This window comes from Variovorax paradoxus B4, from assembly GCF_000463015.1.
GTDB classification, from domain to species: domain Bacteria; phylum Pseudomonadota; class Gammaproteobacteria; order Burkholderiales; family Burkholderiaceae_C; genus Variovorax; species Variovorax paradoxus_E.
In genome coordinates this window covers 65,866-84,426 of sequence record NC_022247.1, presented here as the reverse complement: position 1 = coordinate 84,426, position 18,561 = coordinate 65,866, and the positions used below count along the sequence as shown (strand labels likewise).

Below are 18,561 nucleotides of genomic sequence, written 5' to 3'. Positions count from 1 at the left end.
AGGGCCGTGCGCCACCGCGAGGTTGAGCATGACTTCCCTGCAATCGCGTCACATCGACAACGTCTATTCGATCGCCACCGGCACGGCGCTGGCCGACCCGGCGGCGAGCCTGGTCCACAAGTCTTGGGCGCGCTGCGTGCGCGAGCATGGGCTCGACCCGACGAGGCCCAGCCCCGCGCGCATCCTGCCGGCACAGGAGGTGCGGGCGCACCAGCAGCAGCTGGAGCATTTCCTGCGCGCGGCGCGTGCCGGCATGGAGGACATCTACCGCCGCGTGGCGGACCTCGGCTACATGGTGCTGCTGACCGACGCCGAAGGCATCACGGTCGACTACATCGGCAACCCGGCCTGGGACGACCAGCTCCGCAAGGCCGGCCTCTACCTGGGCGCCGACTGGAACGAGGCCCACGCGGGCACTTGCGGCGTGGGCACCTGCCTGGTCGAACGCCAGCCGATGACCTGCCACCAGACCGAGCACTTCGATGCCACGCACATCGCGCTGACCTGCACGACGGCGCCGCTGTTCGACCACAGCGGCAAGCTCACGGCAATTCTCGACGTGTCGGCGCTGCGCTCGCCCGAGGCCAGGGAGAGCCAGCACCTCGTGCGGCACCTGGTGTCGATCTATGCGCGGATGATCGAGGACGCCGATTTCCTGCGCAGCTTCCGCGGCCACTGGATCCTGCGGCTGGGCACGGCCTACGGGCTGGTCGACGTGGCGGGCGAGGTGATGCTGGCCTTCGACGAAGGCGGCACGGTGGTCGGCGCCAACGGCGGTGCACGGCAGGCCTTGGCCGGAAACCCGCTGGGCCGCGAGGTATCGCAGCTGCTGCACATGCCGATGGACGCGATCTGGCGCATCGGCAACGGCGGCGCATCGGCCATGCCCTTCGCACACACGGTGCTGCTGCCGGGCGGCGGCGAATACCACGCCTCGCTGCTGGCGCCGCGCGTGCGCCGGGCGGCAGCGCCCGCAGCTGCCGCATCGGGCAATGCCCGTCCCTGCGATCGCCTGCCGCCACTCGAGCGCATCGCCGGCAACGACCCGGCCATGCAGAAGCTTCTCGCGCAGGCACGCCGTCTGGTGGACCGCGGCATTCATGTGCTGGTCGAAGGCGAAACCGGCAGCGGCAAGGAAGTGCTGGCGCGCGCATTGCACGGCGCGAGCAGCCGTGCGGCGATGCCCTTCGTGGCGGTGAACTGCGCCGCCATTCCCGATTCGCTGATCGAGAGCGAACTCTTCGGCTACACGCCCGGCAGTTTCACCGGCGGCCGTGCCAAGGGCATGAAAGGGCTGATCGCGCAGGCCGACCACGGCACGCTGTTCCTCGACGAAATCGGCGACATGCCGATGGCGCTGCAGACGCGGCTTTTGCGCGTGCTGTCCGAAGGCGAGGTGCTGCCGCTGGGAGCGGAATCGCCGCAGCGCGTGGACATCGCGGTGGTGGCGGCCACGCACCGGCACCTGCCGGAACTGGTGGCCGCAGGGCGCTTCCGCGAAGACCTGTACTACCGCCTGTGCGGCGCGGTGCTGAAGCTGCCGCCGCTGCGCGCGCGGGGCGACCGGCGCTACCTGATCGAGGCCATGTTCAACGAGGAAGCCGCGGCGATGCGCTCTTCCACCGCGCGGCTGTCCGACGCGGCACTGCAGCGGCTGCTGGCGCACGCGTGGCCCGGCAACCTGCGCGAGCTGCGCAACGTGCTGCGACTGGCGCTCGCGCTGTGCGCGGACGGCACGGTGAGCGCGGAGATCTCCAGCTTCCCGCCCCCTCGATGCCGCGGCGGCGGTGCCGCCGCCCGTCGCTCGCGCCGAGGCCGGCGATGGCCGCGACCTTGCGAGCGCGGACGAACTGCGCGCCTTGCTCCAGCGCCATCGCTGGCACGTGGCGCGTGCGGCAGCCGAACTTGGCGTGTGCCGCGCCACCGTGTACCGGCACATGAAGCGGCACGGCATCGCACCGCCACAGCGGATGTGAGCCGGGCCCTCGCTGCGACAGATGTCGCACCGGTGTCGCATGCGACAGGCGACAGCCCGGGGCGTGCGACAAAACCGCTGCCAAGTCATTGATTCCCCGTCGCGCGCAGCACGGCACGAAAGCTGCGCAACGAATGCCGCGTGCGCCTTGCCGCGCCGCGCCTTCATCCAACGCACGGAGACATTCAATGACAGACCCGACCACAGCCCCCACCCGGGCCGCCGCCACCTGGCTCGCCGACTTTGCCGCCGCCCTCGCGCGCGGCGACGTCGACGCGGCCGTCTCGCTGTTCGAGGCCGACAGCTACTGGCGCGACCTCGTCGCCTTCACCTGGAACATCCGCACGCAGGAAGGCCCCGGGGCCATTCGCGCGATGCTGCAGGCGCGGCTGGCCGACACGCAGCCCACGGCCTTCGCGCTGGAGGGCGAGGCGACCGAGGCCGACGGCGTGGTCGATGCCTGGTTCACCTTCGAGACCCGCGTCGCGCGCGGCCGCGGCCATGTGCGCCTGCGCAGCGGCAAGGCCTGGACGCTGCTCACCACCATGACCGAGCTCAAGGGCTTCGAGGAAAAGACGGGCGACAACCGCGTCAAGGGCGCGGAGCACGGCGTGCACAAGGGCCGCAAGAACTGGCTCGAGAAGCGCCGCGACGAAGAGGCCGCGCTCGGCTACACCGAGCAGCCCGAGGTGGTGGTCATCGGCGGCGGCCAGGGCGGCATCGCGCTCGGCGCGCGGCTGCGCCGGCTGGGCGTGCCGACCATCATCGTGGAGCGCAATGCGAAGGCCGGCGACTCCTGGCGCAAGCGCTACAAGTCGCTGTGCCTGCACGACCCGGTCTGGTACGACCACCTGCCCTACATGCCCTTCCCGGACGACTGGCCGGTGTTCGCCCCCAAGGACAAGATCGGCGACTGGCTGGAGATGTACACGAAGATCATGGAGCTCAACTACTGGAGCTCCACCCATGCGAAGAAGGCCCGCTTCGACGAGGCCACGCAGCGCTGGGAAGTGACGGTGGAGCGCGAAGGCAAGCCGGTGGTGCTGCGGCCGAAGCAGCTGGTGTTCGCGCTCGGCGTCTCGGGTTACCCGAACGTGCCGAAGGTGGCAGGCGCCGAGAGCTTCCTGGGCGACCAGCACCACTCGAGCCAGCACCCCGGGCCCGAGGCCTATGCCGGCAAGAAGTGCGTGGTGCTGGGCTCGAACAACTCGGCGCACGACATCTGCGCGGCACTGTGGGAGCACGGCGCGGACGTCACGATGATCCAGCGCTCGTCCACGCACATCGCGCCTTCGCAGTCGCTGATGGAACTGGCACTGGGCGGGCTCTACTCCGAGCAGGCGGTGAAGAACGGCATCGACCACCACAAGGGCGACCTGATCTTCGCCTCGGTGCCCTACAGGATCATGCACACCTTCCACATCCCGGTGTACGAGGAGATGAAGAAGCGCGATGCCGACCTGTACGCGCGGCTGGAGAAGGCGGGCTTCCTGCTGGACTTCGGCGTCGACGGCTCCGGGCTCTTCATGAAATACCTGCGGCGCGGCTCGGGCTACTACATCGACGTGGGTGCCTCCGAGCTGGTGGCCAACGGCAGCATCCACCTCAAGAGCGGCGTGAACATCGAGCGGGTGAACGAGCGCTCGGTGACATTGACCGACGGCACCGAGCTGCCGGCCGACCTGCTGGTGTACGCCACCGGCTACGGCTCCATGAACGGCTGGCTGGCCGACCTGATCTCGCCCGAGATCGCCGACAAGGTCGGCAAGTGCTGGGGCCTGGGCTCCGACACGCCGAAGGACCCGGGTCCCTGGGAGGGCGAGCTGCGCAACATGTGGAAGCCCACGCAGGTCGACAACCTCTGGTTCCATGGCGGCAACCTGCACCAGTCGCGCCACTACTCGCAGTTCCTGGCGCTGCAGCTGAAGGCGCGGATGGAAGGGATCGACACGCCGGTGTACGAGCGCGCGCCGTCGTACCACACGCGCTGAGCCGCCCTGCCCCTCTCTTTCGAAGAGAGGGTCACTCCTGGATGAAGCGGCGCAAGCCTTCCAGATCGATCACGGTGATCCCCCCGTACTCGATCCGCAGGAATCCCGCTTCCTTCAGCCGGTTCAGTGCCGCATTGCAGCGCTGGCGCGACACGCCGGAAAGATTGGCGATCTCCTCCTGCGAAGTCTGCAGATGCAGCTCGCTGCCCGGATACAGCCACGGATGGAACAGCCCCGCGAGCGCACGGGCCACCTGGCTGTCGGCGTCGAGCAGCCGGTGCGCCGCGTAGTTGCCCATGAACCAGTGCAGCCGCTCGTTGAGCTGCTGCAGCAGGAAATGATCGAAGCCGCGCTGCGTGCGGTGCAGCCACTCGAAAGTCTCCAGCGGCAATTGGGCCACGCGGCTGGGCCGCAGCGCGATGACGTCGGCCGAGCGCGGGGCGCCGCGCAGCAGCGTGCCTTCGCCGAACCAGCTGCCGACCGACAGACCGCCGAAGGTGACCGAGCGGCCGTCGCTCGAGGTGATCGACCACTTGAGCAAGCCTTCGAGCGTGCCGTACCAGTGCAGCGGCGTATCGCCGCGCCGGCACAGCGCGGCGCCGGCCGCGACTTCGACCTCGCGGATTTCGTCGAGCACGCGCTCGCGCGCCGCTTCGTCGAGCGGCGGAAACCAGGCCGAGCGCTGAAGCAGCTGCGCAACCGTCAGCGATGCCGCCTTGATGGCCGGCTTCGTCGTGGACATGAAAAGAAAGCTCCTGATGGCGTGGAAATGGGGCCGCGCCGCGTAAACCCTGACTCCAAATGTCGTCGCAATGACTGAGTGTGCCCGCGCCGCCAAAAATAATAGCGCGCCCCTCATGAAAGAAGACACCCCAGGAGACCCGGAGCATGTCGTCGAAGCGCAAAGTGATCGTGACCATCGCCCCCACCGGCGGCATGGCGCACAAGTCGCAGAACCCCCACCTTCCCACCCAGCCCGACGAGATCGCGGCCGACGTGCTGCGCTGCTGGAACGCCGGCGCGAGCGTGGCCGCCATCCATGCGCGCCGCCCCGACGACGGTGCGACCTGCGACGCGGACGTGTACCGCGACATCAACAGCCGAATCCGCAATGCCGGCTGCGACATCGTCATCAACAACTCCACCGGCGGCGGCGTCCACGGCGACATGGTGAAGCCGCTGGCCGGCGATCGTTGGGAGATCGCCTGGGAAGAACGCATCAAGGGCATGGACGCGGGCGCCGAAATGTGCACGCTCGACGCGACCACGCTGAACCTGAGCTTCGAGGGCAGGCAGATCCTGATGGACACGCCCATCACCAAAGGCCGCGAGCTCGCCGCCGGCATGAAGGCGCGCGGCATCAAGCCCGAGTGGGAGGTGTTCAGCCCCACGCACATCCTGCAGGACACGGCCACGCTGATCGAGGAGGGCCATGACGACGAGCCCTACTTCATCAACCTGGTGATGAACGTGCACCGCAACTTCCAGAACGCGATGCCGTATTCGCCGCGCTTCCTGCAGATGATGGTCGACACATTGCCCCGCGGCAGCATCTTCGGCGTGAGCGGCATCGGCACCTCGCAACTGGAGGCCAACGTGGCCGCGCTGCTGCTGGGCGGCCATGCGCGCGTGGGGCTCGAAGACAACCTCTACTTCCGCCATGGCGAGCTGGCCACCAACGTGCAGCTCACCGAACGCATCGTGCGCGTCATCCATGAGCTCGACATGGAAGTGGCCACGCCGGCCGAAGCAAGGCAGATGATGGGGCTGCCCCGCAGGGGCGGCCCGCGTCCCGAATTCGCGCCGCGCTGAAGCGGCCGTTCAACCCGCCAGAAACGCCACCAGAAGACAGGAGACATCCCATGAACACCCGCCGCCACTTCCTCCACACCCTGGGCGCAGCCACTGCGCTGGGCGCCCTCTCGCCGCTGGCCGCACTGGCCCAGGCGCTCGAGCAGGTCAAGATCTACTACGGCTTCCCGGCCGGCAGCGCCGGCGACAGCGTGGCGCGCCGCGTGGGCGAAAAGCTCGCGGGCTCGGCCTATTGCCGCAACGCGGCCGTGGTCGAAAACAAGCCGGGCGCCGGCGGCCGCATCGCGCTGGAAACCCTCAAGAGCGCGCCGGCCGACGGCAGCGTGCTTGCGCTCTCGCCCTTCTCCTGCACCTCGATCTATCCGCACATCTACAGCAAGCTCAGCTACGACCCGGGCAAGGACTTCGTGCCGGTGTCGATTGCCGCCGTCATGCACCACGGCCTCGCGGTCGGCCCGCTGGTGCCGCCCGAGGTGCGCACGGTGAAGGACTTCCTCGCCTGGGCCAAGGCCAACCCGAACCAGGCCAGCTACGGCTCGCCGGCGGCCGGCTCGACGCCGCACTTCATCGGCGCGCTGCTGGGCCTCCACAACGGGGTCGATCTCAAGCACGTGCCCTACCGCGGCTCCATTCCCGGCGTGACCGACGTGGTGGGCGGCCAGATCGCCGCCATGGTCACGCCCAGCGGCGACTTCATTCCCAACCACAAGGCCGGCAAGCTGCGGCTGCTTGCCACCTCGGGCAAGGCGCGCTCGCCCTTTTCGCCGGAGGTGCCGACCTTTGCCGAACAGGGCTTCGCCGAGCTGACCACCGAGGAATGGTTCGGCTTCTACGCACCGGCCAGGACGCCGGCCAGCGTGGTGGCCACGGCCAATGCCGCGATCAACGCGGCCATCAAGGAAAAGGTGGTGACGGACAGCCTGGCCGTGGTCGGCCTGATCGCCCAGGGCTCCACCGCCGAGGAGATGGCGCGCTCGCAGCGGGCCGAGGCCGAACGCTGGGGCCCGCTGGTCAAGAAGATCGGCTTCACGGCCGACTCCTGAGGCGATGCAGATGGAACCGATTGCCACGACACGCGTCGCGGTGGTTGCCACCGGCGTCATCGGCGCCAGCTGGGCCGCCTTCTTCCTCGCGCGCGGCCTCGACGTGGAGGCCACCGACCCCTCGCCCGATGCCGAGGCGCGGCTGCGCGCGGCCGTGGCCGCGCACTGGCCCACGCTCGAACGCTTCGGCCTGGCCATCGGCGCCTCGGCCGGGCGGCTGCGCTTTCACGCGCGGCTCGAAGACGCGGTGGCGCAAGCCGACTTCGTCCAGGAGAGCGGCCCCGAGCGGCTGGATTTCAAGATCGACCTGTTCCGGCGCATGGACGAGGCCGCGCCGGCCCACGCGATCCTGGCGTCGAGCTCTTCGGGGCTTGCGATCAGCGCGGTACAGGCCGAATGCCGGCACCCGGAACGCGTGGTGCTGGGCCATCCCTTCAACCCGCCGCACCTGATCCCGCTGGTGGAGGTGGTCGGCGGCGAGCGCACCTCGGACCAGACCATCGAGCGCACGATGGCCTTCTATGCCGCCATCGGCAAGCGGCCGATCCACGTGAAGCGCGAGGTCAAGGGCCACATCGCGAACCGGCTGCAGGCCGCGCTCTGGCGCGAGGCCTTCCACCTGGTCGATGAAGGCGTGGCGAGCGTGGCCGACATCGACACCGCCATTGCGCACGGCCCCGGCCTGCGCTGGGCGGTGATGGGGCCGTTCATGAACCTGCATCTTTCGGGCGGCGCGGGCGGCATCGAACACGTGCTCGCGCACCTGGGCGGGCCGATCGAGGACTGGTGGAGGGACCTGGGCGCGCCGACGATGACGGAAGAACTCAAGCAGAAGGTGGCCGAGGGCGTGGCCGAGGAACTGGGCGCGCGGCGCGTGGCCGACCTCGAGGCCGCGCGCGACATCCTGCTGTTAGACCTGATTCGCGCCAAAGCCGACACCGGCAGACTCGATTGAAATGAAAGACGACGACTTCCTCCTCGACGAAAGCCAGATCGCCCCGCCGCGCACCGTGCGCATCGACTTCGACGACGGCTCCTTCGCGCTGCGTTCGCCGATGGCGCTCAAGCCGTACGCGCGCTGCATCGGCGAATGGCTGGAGCGCTGGGCGCGCGAGACGCCCGAGGCGCTGGCCTTCGCGGAACGCGACGACAGCGGGGAAGGCTGGCGCAAGCTCGACTACCGCGCGCTGCGCCAGGCCGTGGGCGCGGTGGCGCAGGCCCTGCTCGACCTGGAGCTGCCGGCCGACAAGCCGATCGTGATCCTCTCGGACAACGCGATCGACCACGCGGTGCTGATGCTCGCGACCATGCACATCGGGCGCGCCGCATGCTCGCTGTCGAGCGCGTATTCGCGCATGGCCAAGGACCCGTCGCGGCTGCACGGCATGCTGCAGGCGCTGCAGCCGGCATTGATCTATGCCTCGGACGCCAAGGTGTACGGCGGCGCGCTCGCGGGCTGCGGCGTCGAGGCCGTGGCGGTGTTCAGCCGCAACGCCGATGCACATGCCGGCGCCCTGCCCTTCGCGCAACTGCTGCAGGCCAGCGAGACACCGGCCGTGATGCAGGCCTACGAAGCCATCCTGCCCGACATCCACGCCAAGTACCTGCTGACCTCGGGCTCCACCGGCAAGCCCAAGGTGGTGATCAACACGCACCGCATGCTCTGCGCCAACCAGCAGATGATGGCGCAGACCTGGCGCTTCCTCGCGCAGGAGAGCCCGGTGCTGGTCGACTGGCTGCCCTGGAGCCACACCTTCGGCGGCAACCACAACCTGCACATGGTGCTCGCCCATGGCGGTGCGCTCTACATCGACGAAGGCCGGCCCGCGCCGGGGCTCATCGAAAAGACCGTGCGCAACCTGCGCGAGGTGAAGCCCACGCTGCTGTTCAACGTGCCGCGCGGCTTCGACATGCTGCTGCCTTTTCTCGAAGCCGACGATGCGCTCGCACGCGAAGTGCTGTCGCGGCTGCGGCTGGCCTTCTATGCGGCCGCGGCGCTGGCGCCCTCGACGTGGCAGCGGCTCGAAGCCGTGGCGCAGCGCGTGCGGCCCGAGCGCCCGCTGTGGCTCACCACCTCATGGGGCGCCACCGAGACTTCACCGGCCATCACCTCGGCCCACTGGAAGCTCGACGGCGCGGGCTGCATCGGCGCACCGCTGCCGGGGCTCGAACTCAAGTTCGTGCCCAACGGCCAGAAGCTCGAGATGCGCGTCAAGGGCGTCTCGGTGTTCCCTGGCTATCGCCATGCGCCGCGCGAAACGGCGGAAGCTTTCGACGAAGAAGGCTACTACCGCATCGGCGATGCCGGCTTTCTTGCAAACCCCGCCGAACCCTCGCAGGGCGTGATCTTCAACGGCCGCGTGGCCGAGGACTTCAAGCTCTCGAGCGGCACCTGGGTCTCGGTGGGCACGCTGCGCGTGAGGCTGGTCTCGATGCTGGCGCCGCACGTGCAGGACGTGGTGCTCACGGGCCATGACCGCGACGAGATCGGCATGCTGGTGTTTGCCAGCCCGCAGGCCGCTTCGCTCGCACCGCAGACACTGGCCGGGCGGATCGCCGAGGTGCTGCGCACGCTGCGGGGCGAAGGCGCGGGTTCCTCGCAATGCCCGACGCGCGCGCTGGTGCTCGCCGAACCACCGAACCTCGACGCGGGCGAGATCACCGACAAGGGCTACATCAACCAGCGCGCGGTGCTGACGCGCCGCGCGGCCGAGGTGGCGCGGCTGCATGCCGGCGCGGATCACGACCTGCAGATCATCCGCCTGCGCGACTGATCGGCTCCATCGGGCCCACGGCCTCAGGAAGGCTGCTCGAACAGCGCCAGCAGCATGTTCTTGAGCCACTGGTGCAAGGCCGAGGTCTCGTGCCGCTGGTGCCAGAACAGCTCGATGATGCGCGGCGGGGCCTCGAGCGGCACGGGCATCCGGCGCAGCCCGGCCAGGCGCGCGGGCTCGAAGCGCCCGGACCACGGCAGCACCGCGATCAGGTCGGAACGGCGCACCACCTCATAGGCCGCGTGGTAGTGGTTCACCGTGGCGACCAGGTTGCGCTGCAATCCGCGGCTGTGCAGGAAGAGGTCGTAGGTCGGCATGGTCTTGCCGACCAGGCTCACGTCGACATGGCGCGCGGCCAGGAATTTCTTCAGCGGGATCTTGTCCGCGCGTGCCAGCGGATGTCCGGTGCGCAGCACGCAGACGAAGTCGGGCGACCACAGCGCCCTCGACTTGAGGAACGCCGGCCGCTGCACTTCCTCGTTGTAGACGCTGATCGCGAAGTCGGCCTTGTTGTCCGCCAGCACCTTGTCGAAGTCGACCAGCGTGTTGGGTATGGCATGGATCTGCATCGACGGCGCGGCCTTGCTCAGCTTGGCGGCCAGCCGGGGCACGACGATGCTCGACACGTAGTCCGACATCGCGATGCTGAGGCTGGCGGTGCTGCGCAGGGCGTCGAAGCGCTCCACGTCCAGCGTGCCGCGGATCGCATGCAGCGACTGCGAAAGCGGCTCCCACAGGTCGATGGCGCGCCGCGTGGGGTTGACGCCCGCGCCGCTGCGCACGAACAGCGGATCGTCGAAGGTCTCGCGCAGGCGGCGCAGCGCGTTGCTGACCGTGGGCTGGGTGAGCGACAGCTTGCGGGCGGCGCGCGTGACGTTGCCTTCGGTCATGAGGGCCTCGAACACCTTCAGCAGGTTGAGATCGGCGGAGCGGTAGTTCATTCAGTCAGCCGTTCTTTCATTCACGGTGTCTATAAACACAATTGCCAGTATAAATTTGCCGTTATATCCCGTCGATCCTACGATCGGGCGCGTCGTCCATGCCGCGTTCTTGAACCGTCGTCGAGGGAAACCACATGACCATGCTGTCGGCTCGCATCGAGCGCCTGCCCTTCTCCGGCTTTCACCGCCGGCTGCTCATGATGGGAGGGCTGGGCTACACCTTCGATGCAATGGATGCCGCGGTCATCGCCTTCGTGCTGCCGGTGCTGCGCACCGACTGGGGCCTGAGCAGCGTGCAGATCGGCGTGCTGGCCAGCGCGAACTTCATCGGCTTCTTCTTCGGCGCGCTGGCAGCCGGCGCCTGCGGCGACCTGATCGGCCGGCGCAAGGTGATGATGTCGGCGCTGGCGATCTACTGCGTGGCGTCGCTCTTCAGCGGCATGGTCAACGACTGGACGCTCTTTCTCGCGCTGCGCATCGTGGCGGGCTTCGGCGCCGGGGCCGAGAGCGCGATCATCGCGCCCTACCTGTCGGAGTTCGTGGCACGCCGCTACCGCGGCACCTTCACGGGCGCGCTGGCGGGCTTCTTCTCGTTCGGCTTCGTGGCCGCGGCCCTGCTGGGCTACTTCATCGTGCCGGCGCATCCGCAGGGCTGGCGCATCGTCATCTTCATCACGGCGCTGCCCGTGGTGCTGCTGCTGTGGTGGCGCCGGGCGCTGCCGGAATCGCCGCGCTGGCTGGAAAGCCAGGGGCGGCTGGGCGAGGCGGACGCGATCATGGATGCGATGGAAGCCGACCACGTGCAAAGCGGCCACGCCCTCCCGGTGCTGAACGCCCAGGACGTGGCCGCGCCGCCGCCCAGCATGAGCCGGGGCAAGCTGCTGAAGAACTACGCGACACTGGTGTCCGGCAAGCTCGTCCGCATCAGCAGCATGACCTGGCTGATGTGGCTGTCGATCACCTTCAGCTACTACTCGTTCTTCACCTGGATCCCGAGCCTGCTGATCCAGAACGGCATGACGATCACCAAGAGCTTCGGCTACTCGCTGGTGATCTACATCGCGCAGATTCCGGGCTACTTTTCGGCCGCATGGCTCAACGAGCGCATCGGCCGCCAGGCCACCATCGTGAGCTACATGCTGCTGGGCGGCGCCTCGGCGCTGGGGCTGGCGTTCACCCACAGCGACGGGCAGATCATGCTGGCCGGCGTGCTGCTTTCGTTCTTCATGAACGGCACCTACGCGGGCGTCTACGCCTACACGCCCGAGGTGTTCCCGACCCAGGTGCGCGCCACCGGCTCCGGCCTGGCGTCGGCCATCGGCCGCATCGGCGGCATCACCGCGCCGATCCTGGTCGGCTTCGTCTATCCGTCGCTGGGCTTCGCGGGCGTGTTCGGCATGACGACGGCGGTGCTGCTGCTGGGCGCGGCGGCCGTCACCTTCATGGGCATTCCCACGCGCGGCCGCTCGCTCGAAGACATTGCCGCGAGCGAACTTTCCTGAAACATCCCCCATGTTGCCAAGCTCCATCACCGAATCACTCTGCGCCGTGGCGCAGGCCCACGCCGGCACGCAGCAGCCGCAAGCCACCTTCGACGCGCTCGACAAGGCGGTGGCCGCGACCATCGGCCATCGGCTGTTCACCATTCTTGTTCACCACCGCGCAGAGCGCGAGTCCGAGCGCGTGTACACCAACATGCGCGAGGCCTACCCCGTGGGCGGGCGCAAGCCGATCACCGATTCGCCCTGGATGCAGCAGGTGATGCAGCGCGGCCTGCCCTACATCGGCCGCAATGCCGACGACCTGCGCGACGTGTTCTACGACCACGAGCTCATCGTGTCGCTGGGCTGCCGCAGCGTGCTGAACATCCCGCTGCGCTGGCGGGGCGAGACGCTGGGCACGCTCAACATGCTGCACGAGGAAAACTGGTACGGCACCCGGCACATCGAACTCGCGCGCCTGTTCGCGCAGCTGGCGGTGCCGGCCGTGATGGCCCCGGGCACCAAGGAGTCCATGGCATGACGAACACGGTACTTTTCAGGAACGCCCACCTGCTCGACCCGCTGCGCGGCGAGCTGCTGGAAGGCCACGACGTGCTGGTCGAGCAAGGCGTGGTGCGCGAAGTCTCCGACAAGCCGCTGCAGAGCAAGGCGGCGCGGGTCATCGACGTGAAGGGCAAGACGCTGATGCCCGGCCTGATCGACCTGCACGTGCATGTGATCGCGGTGGAACTCAACCTCGCGCGGCAGGTGCACATGCCGAACGTGCTCGTCACGCTGCGCAGCGTGCCGATGCTGCGCGGCATGCTGCGCCGCGGGTTCACCACGGTGCGCGATGCGGGCGGCACGGGCTTCGCATTCAAGCAGGCGGTGGAAGCCGGCCTGGCCCAGGGGCCGCGCCTGTTCGTCTCGGGGCGTGCGCTGAGCCAGACCGGCGGGCATGGCGACATGCGCGCGCGCTCCGATTTTCTCGACCCCGGCGCGAGCTGCCCGACCTGCGTGCGCGTCGGCGCACTGGCACGCGTGGTCGATGGCGTCGACGCGGTGCGCAGGGCCGTGCGCGAAGAACTGCAGATGGGCGCGGACCAGATCAAGATCATGGCCTCCGGCGGCGTGGCCTCGCCGACCGACCCGGTGGGCGCCTTCGGCTACAGCGAGGACGAGATCCGCGCCATCGTGCAGGAGGCCGAGGCGCGCGGCACCTACGTGCTGGCGCACGCCTACACCGCGGCAGCCATTGCGCGGGCCGTGCGCTGCGGCGTGCGCACCATCGAGCACGGCAACCTGGTGGATGCGCCCACGGCGGCGCTGATGGCGCAGAGCGGCGCCTACGTGGTGCCGACGCTGGTCACCTACGACGCGCTGGCCAACGAGGGCGAGCGCTTCGGCCTGCCGAAGGAGAGCGTGGCCAAGGTGGCCGACGTGCGCGAGGCCGGCCTGCGCTCGCTCGAGATCTACAAGGCGGCGGGCGTGAAGATGGGCTTCGGCTCCGACCTGCTGGGCGAGTCGCAGCGGCTGCAGAGCGACGAGTTCCGCCTGCGCGCCGAGGTGCTGTCGCCAGCCGAGGCCATTGCCAGCGCCACCGTGGTCGGTGCCGAGGTGCTGGGCATGCCCGACCGCCTGGGCCGGCTGGTGCCGGGCGCATTGGCAGACATCCTGGTCGTCGACGGCAACCCGCTGCGCGACGTGTCCTGCCTGCTCGGGCAGGGCGAGCGCATTCCGCTGGTCATGAAGGAAGGGGCGATCCAGTTCAGCGAACTGGAATGAGGCCCTTCAGCGCGGTACGCAGCGCCTTCGCGAAGCGCGGGTCGGCCATGGCACCGACGTTGAAGCGCGACCAGCGCGAGACCTGCGTCGAATCGACGCTGAAGATGCGGCCCGGCGCCATCACGATCTTGCGCGGCAGCAGTTCCTTCGCCAACACCAGCGAGTCGGCCACGCCGGGAAGCGCGGCCCAGACATAGAGCGACTGCGGGGTGCGCGCGAAGACCTCCGCATCGACCGAATCGAACAGCTGCAACGCCTTGCGCGTGGCCGCGCCGAGGCGGTTCTGCAGACGGTTCAGGTGCCGCTGGTAGTGGCCTTCGCTCAGGATCACGTCGACCGTGCGCTCGCTGTACTCCGAGCTGCTCACGTGGATCAGCGCCTTCAGGTCCGCGAGGTCGCTCGCGAGATCGGCCCCGCAGGCGATGAAGCCCACGCGCAGCGCCGCCGAGAACGACTTCGAGAAGCTGCCGATGTAGATGGTGCGCTCCAGCTGGTCGAGCGCCGAGAGGCGCGGCAGGGCCGTGGGCTTGAAGTCGGCCAGCGGGTCGTTCTCGACGATCATCAGGTCGTACTTCTGCGCGAGCTGCAGCACGCGGAAGGCCTTGGCCGGCGAGATGTCGGAGCCCGTGGGGTTGTGGGCGAGCGACTGCGTGAAGAAGAGGCGCGGGCGCTCGGCGATGAGCAGTCGCTCCAGCACGTCGAGATCGGGCCCGTCGGCCAGCCGCGGCACGGCCAGCATCTGCACGCCCGCGAGCTTGAGCTTTCCGAACAGCGGGTAGTAGCCCGGGTCGTCCACGAGCACCTTGCCGCCGGGCGGCACGAAATAGCGGATGACGATGTCCATCGCCTCGTTGGCGCCGTGCGTGAGCACGATCTGCCGCGGCTCGGCGCCGATGCCGAAGTCCGCCAGCTTGCGCACGAGGTGGTCGCGCAGCGGCGCATAGCCGAAGCGGCTGCCGTAGCGGAACAGCGCGCCGAGCCCGGTGCGGACCACCTTGGGGTGGTACTTGTCGAGCCGCACGTCGGCCAGCCATTCGACCGGCGGGAAGCCGTCGCCCACCGCCACCGCGTCGGGCTGCGTCTTGAGCTGCTCGCGCATGAGCCACACGATGTCCATGGCGCGGCCGAGGCTGCCCGCGTCTTCCTCGGGCGGCTTGGGCGTCGACTGCGCGAGCACGAAATAGCCCGAACCGCGCCGCGGCTCGACGAGCCCGCGCGACACCAGCAGCTCGAACGCGGCCACCACGGTGTTCTTGGCGTAGCCGTGCAGCAGCGCGAGCTCGCGAAGCGACGGCAGCTTGTCGCCGGCCTTGTAGGCGCCGCTCGCGATCTGGCGCGCGAGGGTGTCGGCAAGCGAATCGGCGATCGTGGTCATGGGCTGCGACTGTGACACAGCAGGCCCCCGCGGCGAACCACTGTCCGCACTGTCCCGCCAAACTGTGCCTTCCGCGGCCGGTACAGCCGGCCTAAATTGCCTGCTCCCGAATTCATCTTCCGAAGAGACAAGCAACGATGGTCGCCGATTCCCGCATTCCCAACTTCCGCGCGCTCACGCCCGCGCAGCGATTCGCCCACATCGCGCAGGCCGCCTCGCTCACCGACGACGAAGTGGCGCTGCTCGCCCAACCCGGTGCGCTGAGCGTGGACCGCGCCAACGGCATGGTCGAGAACGTGATCGGCACCTTCGAGCTGCCGCTGGGCGTGGCCGGCAACTTCACCGTGAACGGGCGCGACTACCTCGTACCGATGGCTGTCGAAGAGCCGTCGGTGGTGGCGGCCGCTTCCTTCATGGCCAAGCTGGCCCGCGAAGGCGGCGGCTTCGAGGCCTCGAGCACCGGGCCGCTGATGCGGGCGCAAGTGCAGGTGATCGGCATCGCCGACCCGCATGGCGCGCGGCTCGCGCTGCTGCGTGCACGCGACCAGATCCTGGCCGTGGCGAACAGCCGGGACAAGGTGCTGATCGGCCTGGGCGGCGGCTGCCGCGACATCGAGGTGCATGTGTTCGGCGACACGCCGCGCGGCGCGATGGTGGTGATGCACCTGATCGTCGACGTGCGCGACGCGATGGGCGCGAATACCGTCAATACGATGGCCGAGGCGGTGTCGCCACTGGTCGAGAAGCTCACGGGCGGCACGGTGCGCCTGCGCATCCTGTCGAACCTGGCGGACCTGCGGCTGGCGCGTGCGCGCGTGCGGCTCGCCCCCGCGGTGCTGGCCACGCGCGAGCGCAGCGGCGAGGAAGTGGTCGAGGGCGTGATCGACGCCTACACCTTCGCAGCCATCGACCCCTACCGCGCGGCAACGCACAACAAGGGCATCATGAACGGCGTCGATCCGGTGATCGTCGCGACCGGCAACGACTGGCGTGCGGTGGAGGCCGGCGCGCATGCCTATGCATGCCGCAGCGGGCGCTACAGCTCGCTGACCACCTGGGAGAAGGACCGGGCGGGCGCATTGGTCGGCACCATCGAGATGCCGATGCCGGTGGGGCTCGTCGGCGGCGCGACGAAGACGCACCCGCTCGCGCGGCTCGCACTGAAGATCCTCGACGTGAAGTCTGCACAGGAACTTGGCGAGGTTGCCGTGGCCGTGGGCCTCGCGCAGAACCTCGGCGCGCTGCGCGCGCTCGCCACCGAAGGCATCCAGCGCGGCCACATGGCGCTGCATGCCCGCAACATCGCGCTCGTCGCGGGTGCCACCGGCGACGAGATCGACAGCATCGCCAGGCAGATGGCCGCAGAGCACGACGTGCGCACCGACCGCGCCGTGGCGTTGCTCGAAGCGCTGCGCAAGAGCTAAGCAAGCAAGAAAGGCCATGCGGGAGAGCCCCGCACGACGGACCGCGGCCGATACCGCGGCGGCCGCACGGCGGCCGTCACATAACCACAAACGGAGACACTCGAAAAATGAATGCAGACAGTGCAACGCGCGCCAGATGGCGGCTGGTGGAGATATGGGGCGACACGGCCGACCTGGGCCATCTCGGATGGTCGATCGTCATCGGTGTCGCGGTGAGCCTCGCGGGTTATCTCGTGGCCAGCCGCGTGCTCGCGAGCGCCGTGAGCACACCCGAGCTGGCACGCGCCTACGCCATGCTCGCCGGCCTCGGCGGCTGCGTGGTGTCGGGCCTGATCTGCGCGAAGCTCTTCACGCCGAAGCGCGAAGTGGTCGAGGGCACCGAGGCCGATCCGCGCTGGCGCGAAGAAGTGCTGGCCGAACTGGCCGGCGAGCACGGCGACCTGGGCTCGATGGACGACCTGCCGCCGGCCGTGGTGCGCGAGATGAAGGAGCTGGAGATCTATGACCTGTTCGCGTCGTACAAGCCCCGCTCCAGGAATGCCGAAGGAGCCGCACCGTGATCGACGCCGCACTCCTCGACCAGATCCTCGTCGCCACCGGCATGGGCCTGGTGGGCGCCATCGTGTTCGCGGCCATCGGCCTCGTCTCGGGCACCGACGAGACCACCACGCTCGCGCCGCTCACCCTGCTGGTGGTGCTGCTCGGCGTGCCGCCCGAAGGCGTGTTCACCTTCTTCCTCGCAGCGGCCGTGGCCAAGCACATGACGCATGCAGTGCCCACCGCACTGCTGGGCATTCCGGGCGACACCATGGCCACGCCGCTGCTGCAGGACGCGAACGTGCTGCGCAACCTGGGCGTGCCGCACATCGCGCTGCGCAAGATGGTGTCGGGCGCGATCATCGCGGCCTTCCTCGCGGTGCCGCTGGCCGTGCTGTTCGCGGTGCTGCTGGCGCCCTATGGCGCGGCCATCACCAAGGCGGCGCCCTGGATCTTCGTGGTGGCGGCCGTGGCCATTGCGTATTTTTCGAGCGGACGCTGGGCCTCGGTGGCCACGCTGGTGCCGTTCGTGATGGTGATCGTGGCGCTGCAGGCGCTCACCGGCAAGTACGGCGTGAAACTCAGCATCAGCTACTTCCTGGGCATCGCGATCGGACCGCTGGTGGCCGATCTGTTCTCGGTGATCTCTCCCGCGGCCCGTGCGCGCATGAAGCGCGACAAGGTCCGTACCTTCTCGCTCGCTCCGGACGTGAAGGGCTGGTCGGGCTACTTCCCGAACCCGTTCAAGGTGCTCGACCGCGGCCAGCTGAAGTGGACCTTCGCGACCGCCGCGATCTCCAGCGCCACCTTCGTGTTCAGCCCGGTCGCGATGACGGTGGTGCTGGGCGAACTGGTGGGCTCGCGCATCAAGCACGCCTACCACCGTCTCACCACCACGCTGGCCGCGCGCAACGGCGTGACCGAGGCCACCTACATTGCCGAGGCATTGATCCCGCTGATCGCGATCGGCCTGCCGCTGAGCCCCGTGGCGGCCGGGCCGGCGGCGCCGCTCTTCAATGCGCCGCCGGTGTTCACCATCGACACGGCCACCGGCCAGACACACAACCTGCACAACCTGCTGAACCACTGGGAGTTCCTGGGCTACGGCATGCTGGCCGTGGTGCTCGCGGCGCTGGTGGCCTATCCGTTCACGATGAATTTCGCGCGCCGCGCGGCGCTCTTCGTCTCGCGCAAGGTGAGCCACGAGGCCATCATCGCGACCTTCGTCGGCCTGATCGTGGTGATCAGCGTATGGGAAGGGCAGCTGCTCGGCCTGCTGGTGATCCTCACGATGGGCCTGCTCGGCGGCCTGCTGTCGCGCGCCATCGGCTTCAACACCGGCGTGCAGTTCATGGGTTACTACACGGCGGTGCTGACGGTGCCAGCCGTCGTCAAGGCCTTCGGCTGACGCCTCTCGAGATGC

The 18,561-nt window shown here is 68.9% G+C and carries 15 protein-coding genes; 12 read left to right on the top strand and 3 right to left on the bottom strand.

The window, feature by feature from the left end; translation table 11 throughout:
- Window positions 1-28 precede the first annotated feature (28 nt).
- Window positions 29-2,068 carry a sigma-54-dependent Fis family transcriptional regulator gene (locus tag VAPA_RS00410; RefSeq protein WP_021004788.1) on the top strand — a complete coding sequence of 680 codons (2,040 nt, stop codon included), beginning with the start codon at window positions 29-31 and terminating at the stop codon, window positions 2,066-2,068.
- A gap of 95 nt (window positions 2,069-2,163) precedes the next feature.
- A complete protein-coding gene (locus tag VAPA_RS00405) occupies window positions 2,164-3,966 on the top strand; it encodes an NAD(P)/FAD-dependent oxidoreductase (RefSeq protein ID WP_021004787.1) in 1,803 nt (600 codons plus the stop codon).
- Between the two features lie 31 nt (window positions 3,967-3,997).
- On the opposite strand, the gene VAPA_RS00400 is transcribed toward VAPA_RS00405, so the two are convergent.
- Entirely contained in the window at window positions 3,998-4,708 is a 711-nt protein-coding gene (locus VAPA_RS00400; RefSeq protein ID WP_021004786.1) for a Crp/Fnr family transcriptional regulator, read from the bottom strand.
- 146 nt (window positions 4,709-4,854) lie between these two features.
- On the opposite strand from VAPA_RS00400, the gene VAPA_RS00395 reads away from it, so the two are divergent.
- The 4 genes from VAPA_RS00395 to VAPA_RS00380 are packed head-to-tail and all read left to right on the top strand — an operon-like array spanning window position 4,855 to window position 9,595.
- Window positions 4,855-5,778 carry a beta-keto acid cleavage family enzyme gene (locus VAPA_RS00395; RefSeq protein ID WP_021004785.1) on the top strand — a complete coding sequence of 308 codons (924 nt, stop codon included), beginning with the start codon at window positions 4,855-4,857 and terminating at the stop codon, window positions 5,776-5,778.
- Window positions 5,779-5,828: 50 nt separating this feature from the next.
- Complete coding sequence (locus tag VAPA_RS00390; protein ID WP_021004784.1) at window positions 5,829-6,821, top strand: Bug family tripartite tricarboxylate transporter substrate binding protein; 993 nt, start codon at window positions 5,829-5,831, stop codon at window positions 6,819-6,821.
- A 10-nt stretch (window positions 6,822-6,831) separates the two neighbouring features.
- The gene (locus tag VAPA_RS00385) at window positions 6,832-7,776 is read left to right on the top strand and encodes a 3-hydroxyacyl-CoA dehydrogenase NAD-binding domain-containing protein (RefSeq protein WP_021004783.1); all 945 of its coding nucleotides are present in this window, start codon (window positions 6,832-6,834) and stop codon (window positions 7,774-7,776) included.
- Between the two features lies 1 nt (window position 7,777).
- Complete coding sequence (locus VAPA_RS00380; RefSeq protein WP_021004782.1) at window positions 7,778-9,595, top strand: feruloyl-CoA synthase; 1,818 nt, start codon at window positions 7,778-7,780, stop codon at window positions 9,593-9,595.
- Window positions 9,596-9,618: 23 nt separating this feature from the next.
- On the opposite strand, the gene VAPA_RS00375 is transcribed toward VAPA_RS00380, so the two are convergent.
- Window positions 9,619-10,536, bottom strand: coding sequence for a LysR family transcriptional regulator (locus VAPA_RS00375; RefSeq protein WP_021004781.1), 918 nt, complete (start codon window positions 10,534-10,536; stop codon window positions 9,619-9,621).
- 134 nt (window positions 10,537-10,670) lie between these two features.
- On the opposite strand from VAPA_RS00375, the gene VAPA_RS00370 reads away from it, so the two are divergent.
- Genes VAPA_RS00370 through VAPA_RS00360 form a run of 3 tightly spaced genes read left to right on the top strand, consistent with a single transcriptional unit; the run spans window position 10,671 to window position 13,802 of the window.
- Window positions 10,671-12,038, top strand: a complete 1,368-nt coding sequence (locus tag VAPA_RS00370) for an MFS transporter (protein WP_021004780.1) — start codon at window positions 10,671-10,673, stop codon at window positions 12,036-12,038.
- A 10-nt stretch (window positions 12,039-12,048) separates the two neighbouring features.
- Entirely contained in the window at window positions 12,049-12,558 is a 510-nt protein-coding gene (locus VAPA_RS00365; protein WP_021004779.1) for a GAF domain-containing protein, read from the top strand.
- On the top strand, window positions 12,555-13,802 hold the full coding sequence (locus VAPA_RS00360; protein ID WP_021004778.1) for a metal-dependent hydrolase family protein: 1,248 nt from the start codon (window positions 12,555-12,557) through the stop codon (window positions 13,800-13,802). The genes VAPA_RS00365 and VAPA_RS00360 overlap by 4 nt, the downstream gene beginning before the upstream one ends.
- On the opposite strand, the gene VAPA_RS00355 is transcribed toward VAPA_RS00360, so the two are convergent.
- On the bottom strand, window positions 13,786-15,177 hold the full coding sequence (locus VAPA_RS00355; protein WP_021004777.1) for an aminotransferase-like domain-containing protein: 1,392 nt from the start codon (window positions 15,175-15,177) through the stop codon (window positions 13,786-13,788). The two genes, VAPA_RS00360 and VAPA_RS00355, sit on opposite strands and share 17 nt — an antisense overlap.
- Before the next feature lie 137 nt (window positions 15,178-15,314).
- Between VAPA_RS00355 and VAPA_RS00350 the strand changes: the two genes are divergently transcribed.
- From VAPA_RS00350 to VAPA_RS00340, 3 genes are all read left to right on the top strand, one after another.
- Window positions 15,315-16,601 (top strand): hydroxymethylglutaryl-CoA reductase, degradative, encoded by a 1,287-nt coding sequence (locus VAPA_RS00350; protein ID WP_021004776.1) that lies wholly within the window; start codon window positions 15,315-15,317, stop codon window positions 16,599-16,601.
- A 107-nt stretch (window positions 16,602-16,708) separates the two neighbouring features.
- Entirely contained in the window at window positions 16,709-17,161 is a 453-nt protein-coding gene (locus VAPA_RS00345; protein ID WP_021004775.1) for a hypothetical protein, read from the top strand.
- Window positions 17,158-18,546: a tripartite tricarboxylate transporter permease gene (locus VAPA_RS00340; RefSeq protein ID WP_021004774.1), complete on the top strand. Its 1,389-nt coding sequence runs from the start codon at window positions 17,158-17,160 to the stop codon at window positions 18,544-18,546. Before VAPA_RS00345 ends, VAPA_RS00340 begins: the two co-directional genes overlap by 4 nt.
- Window positions 18,547-18,561 lie beyond the last annotated feature (15 nt).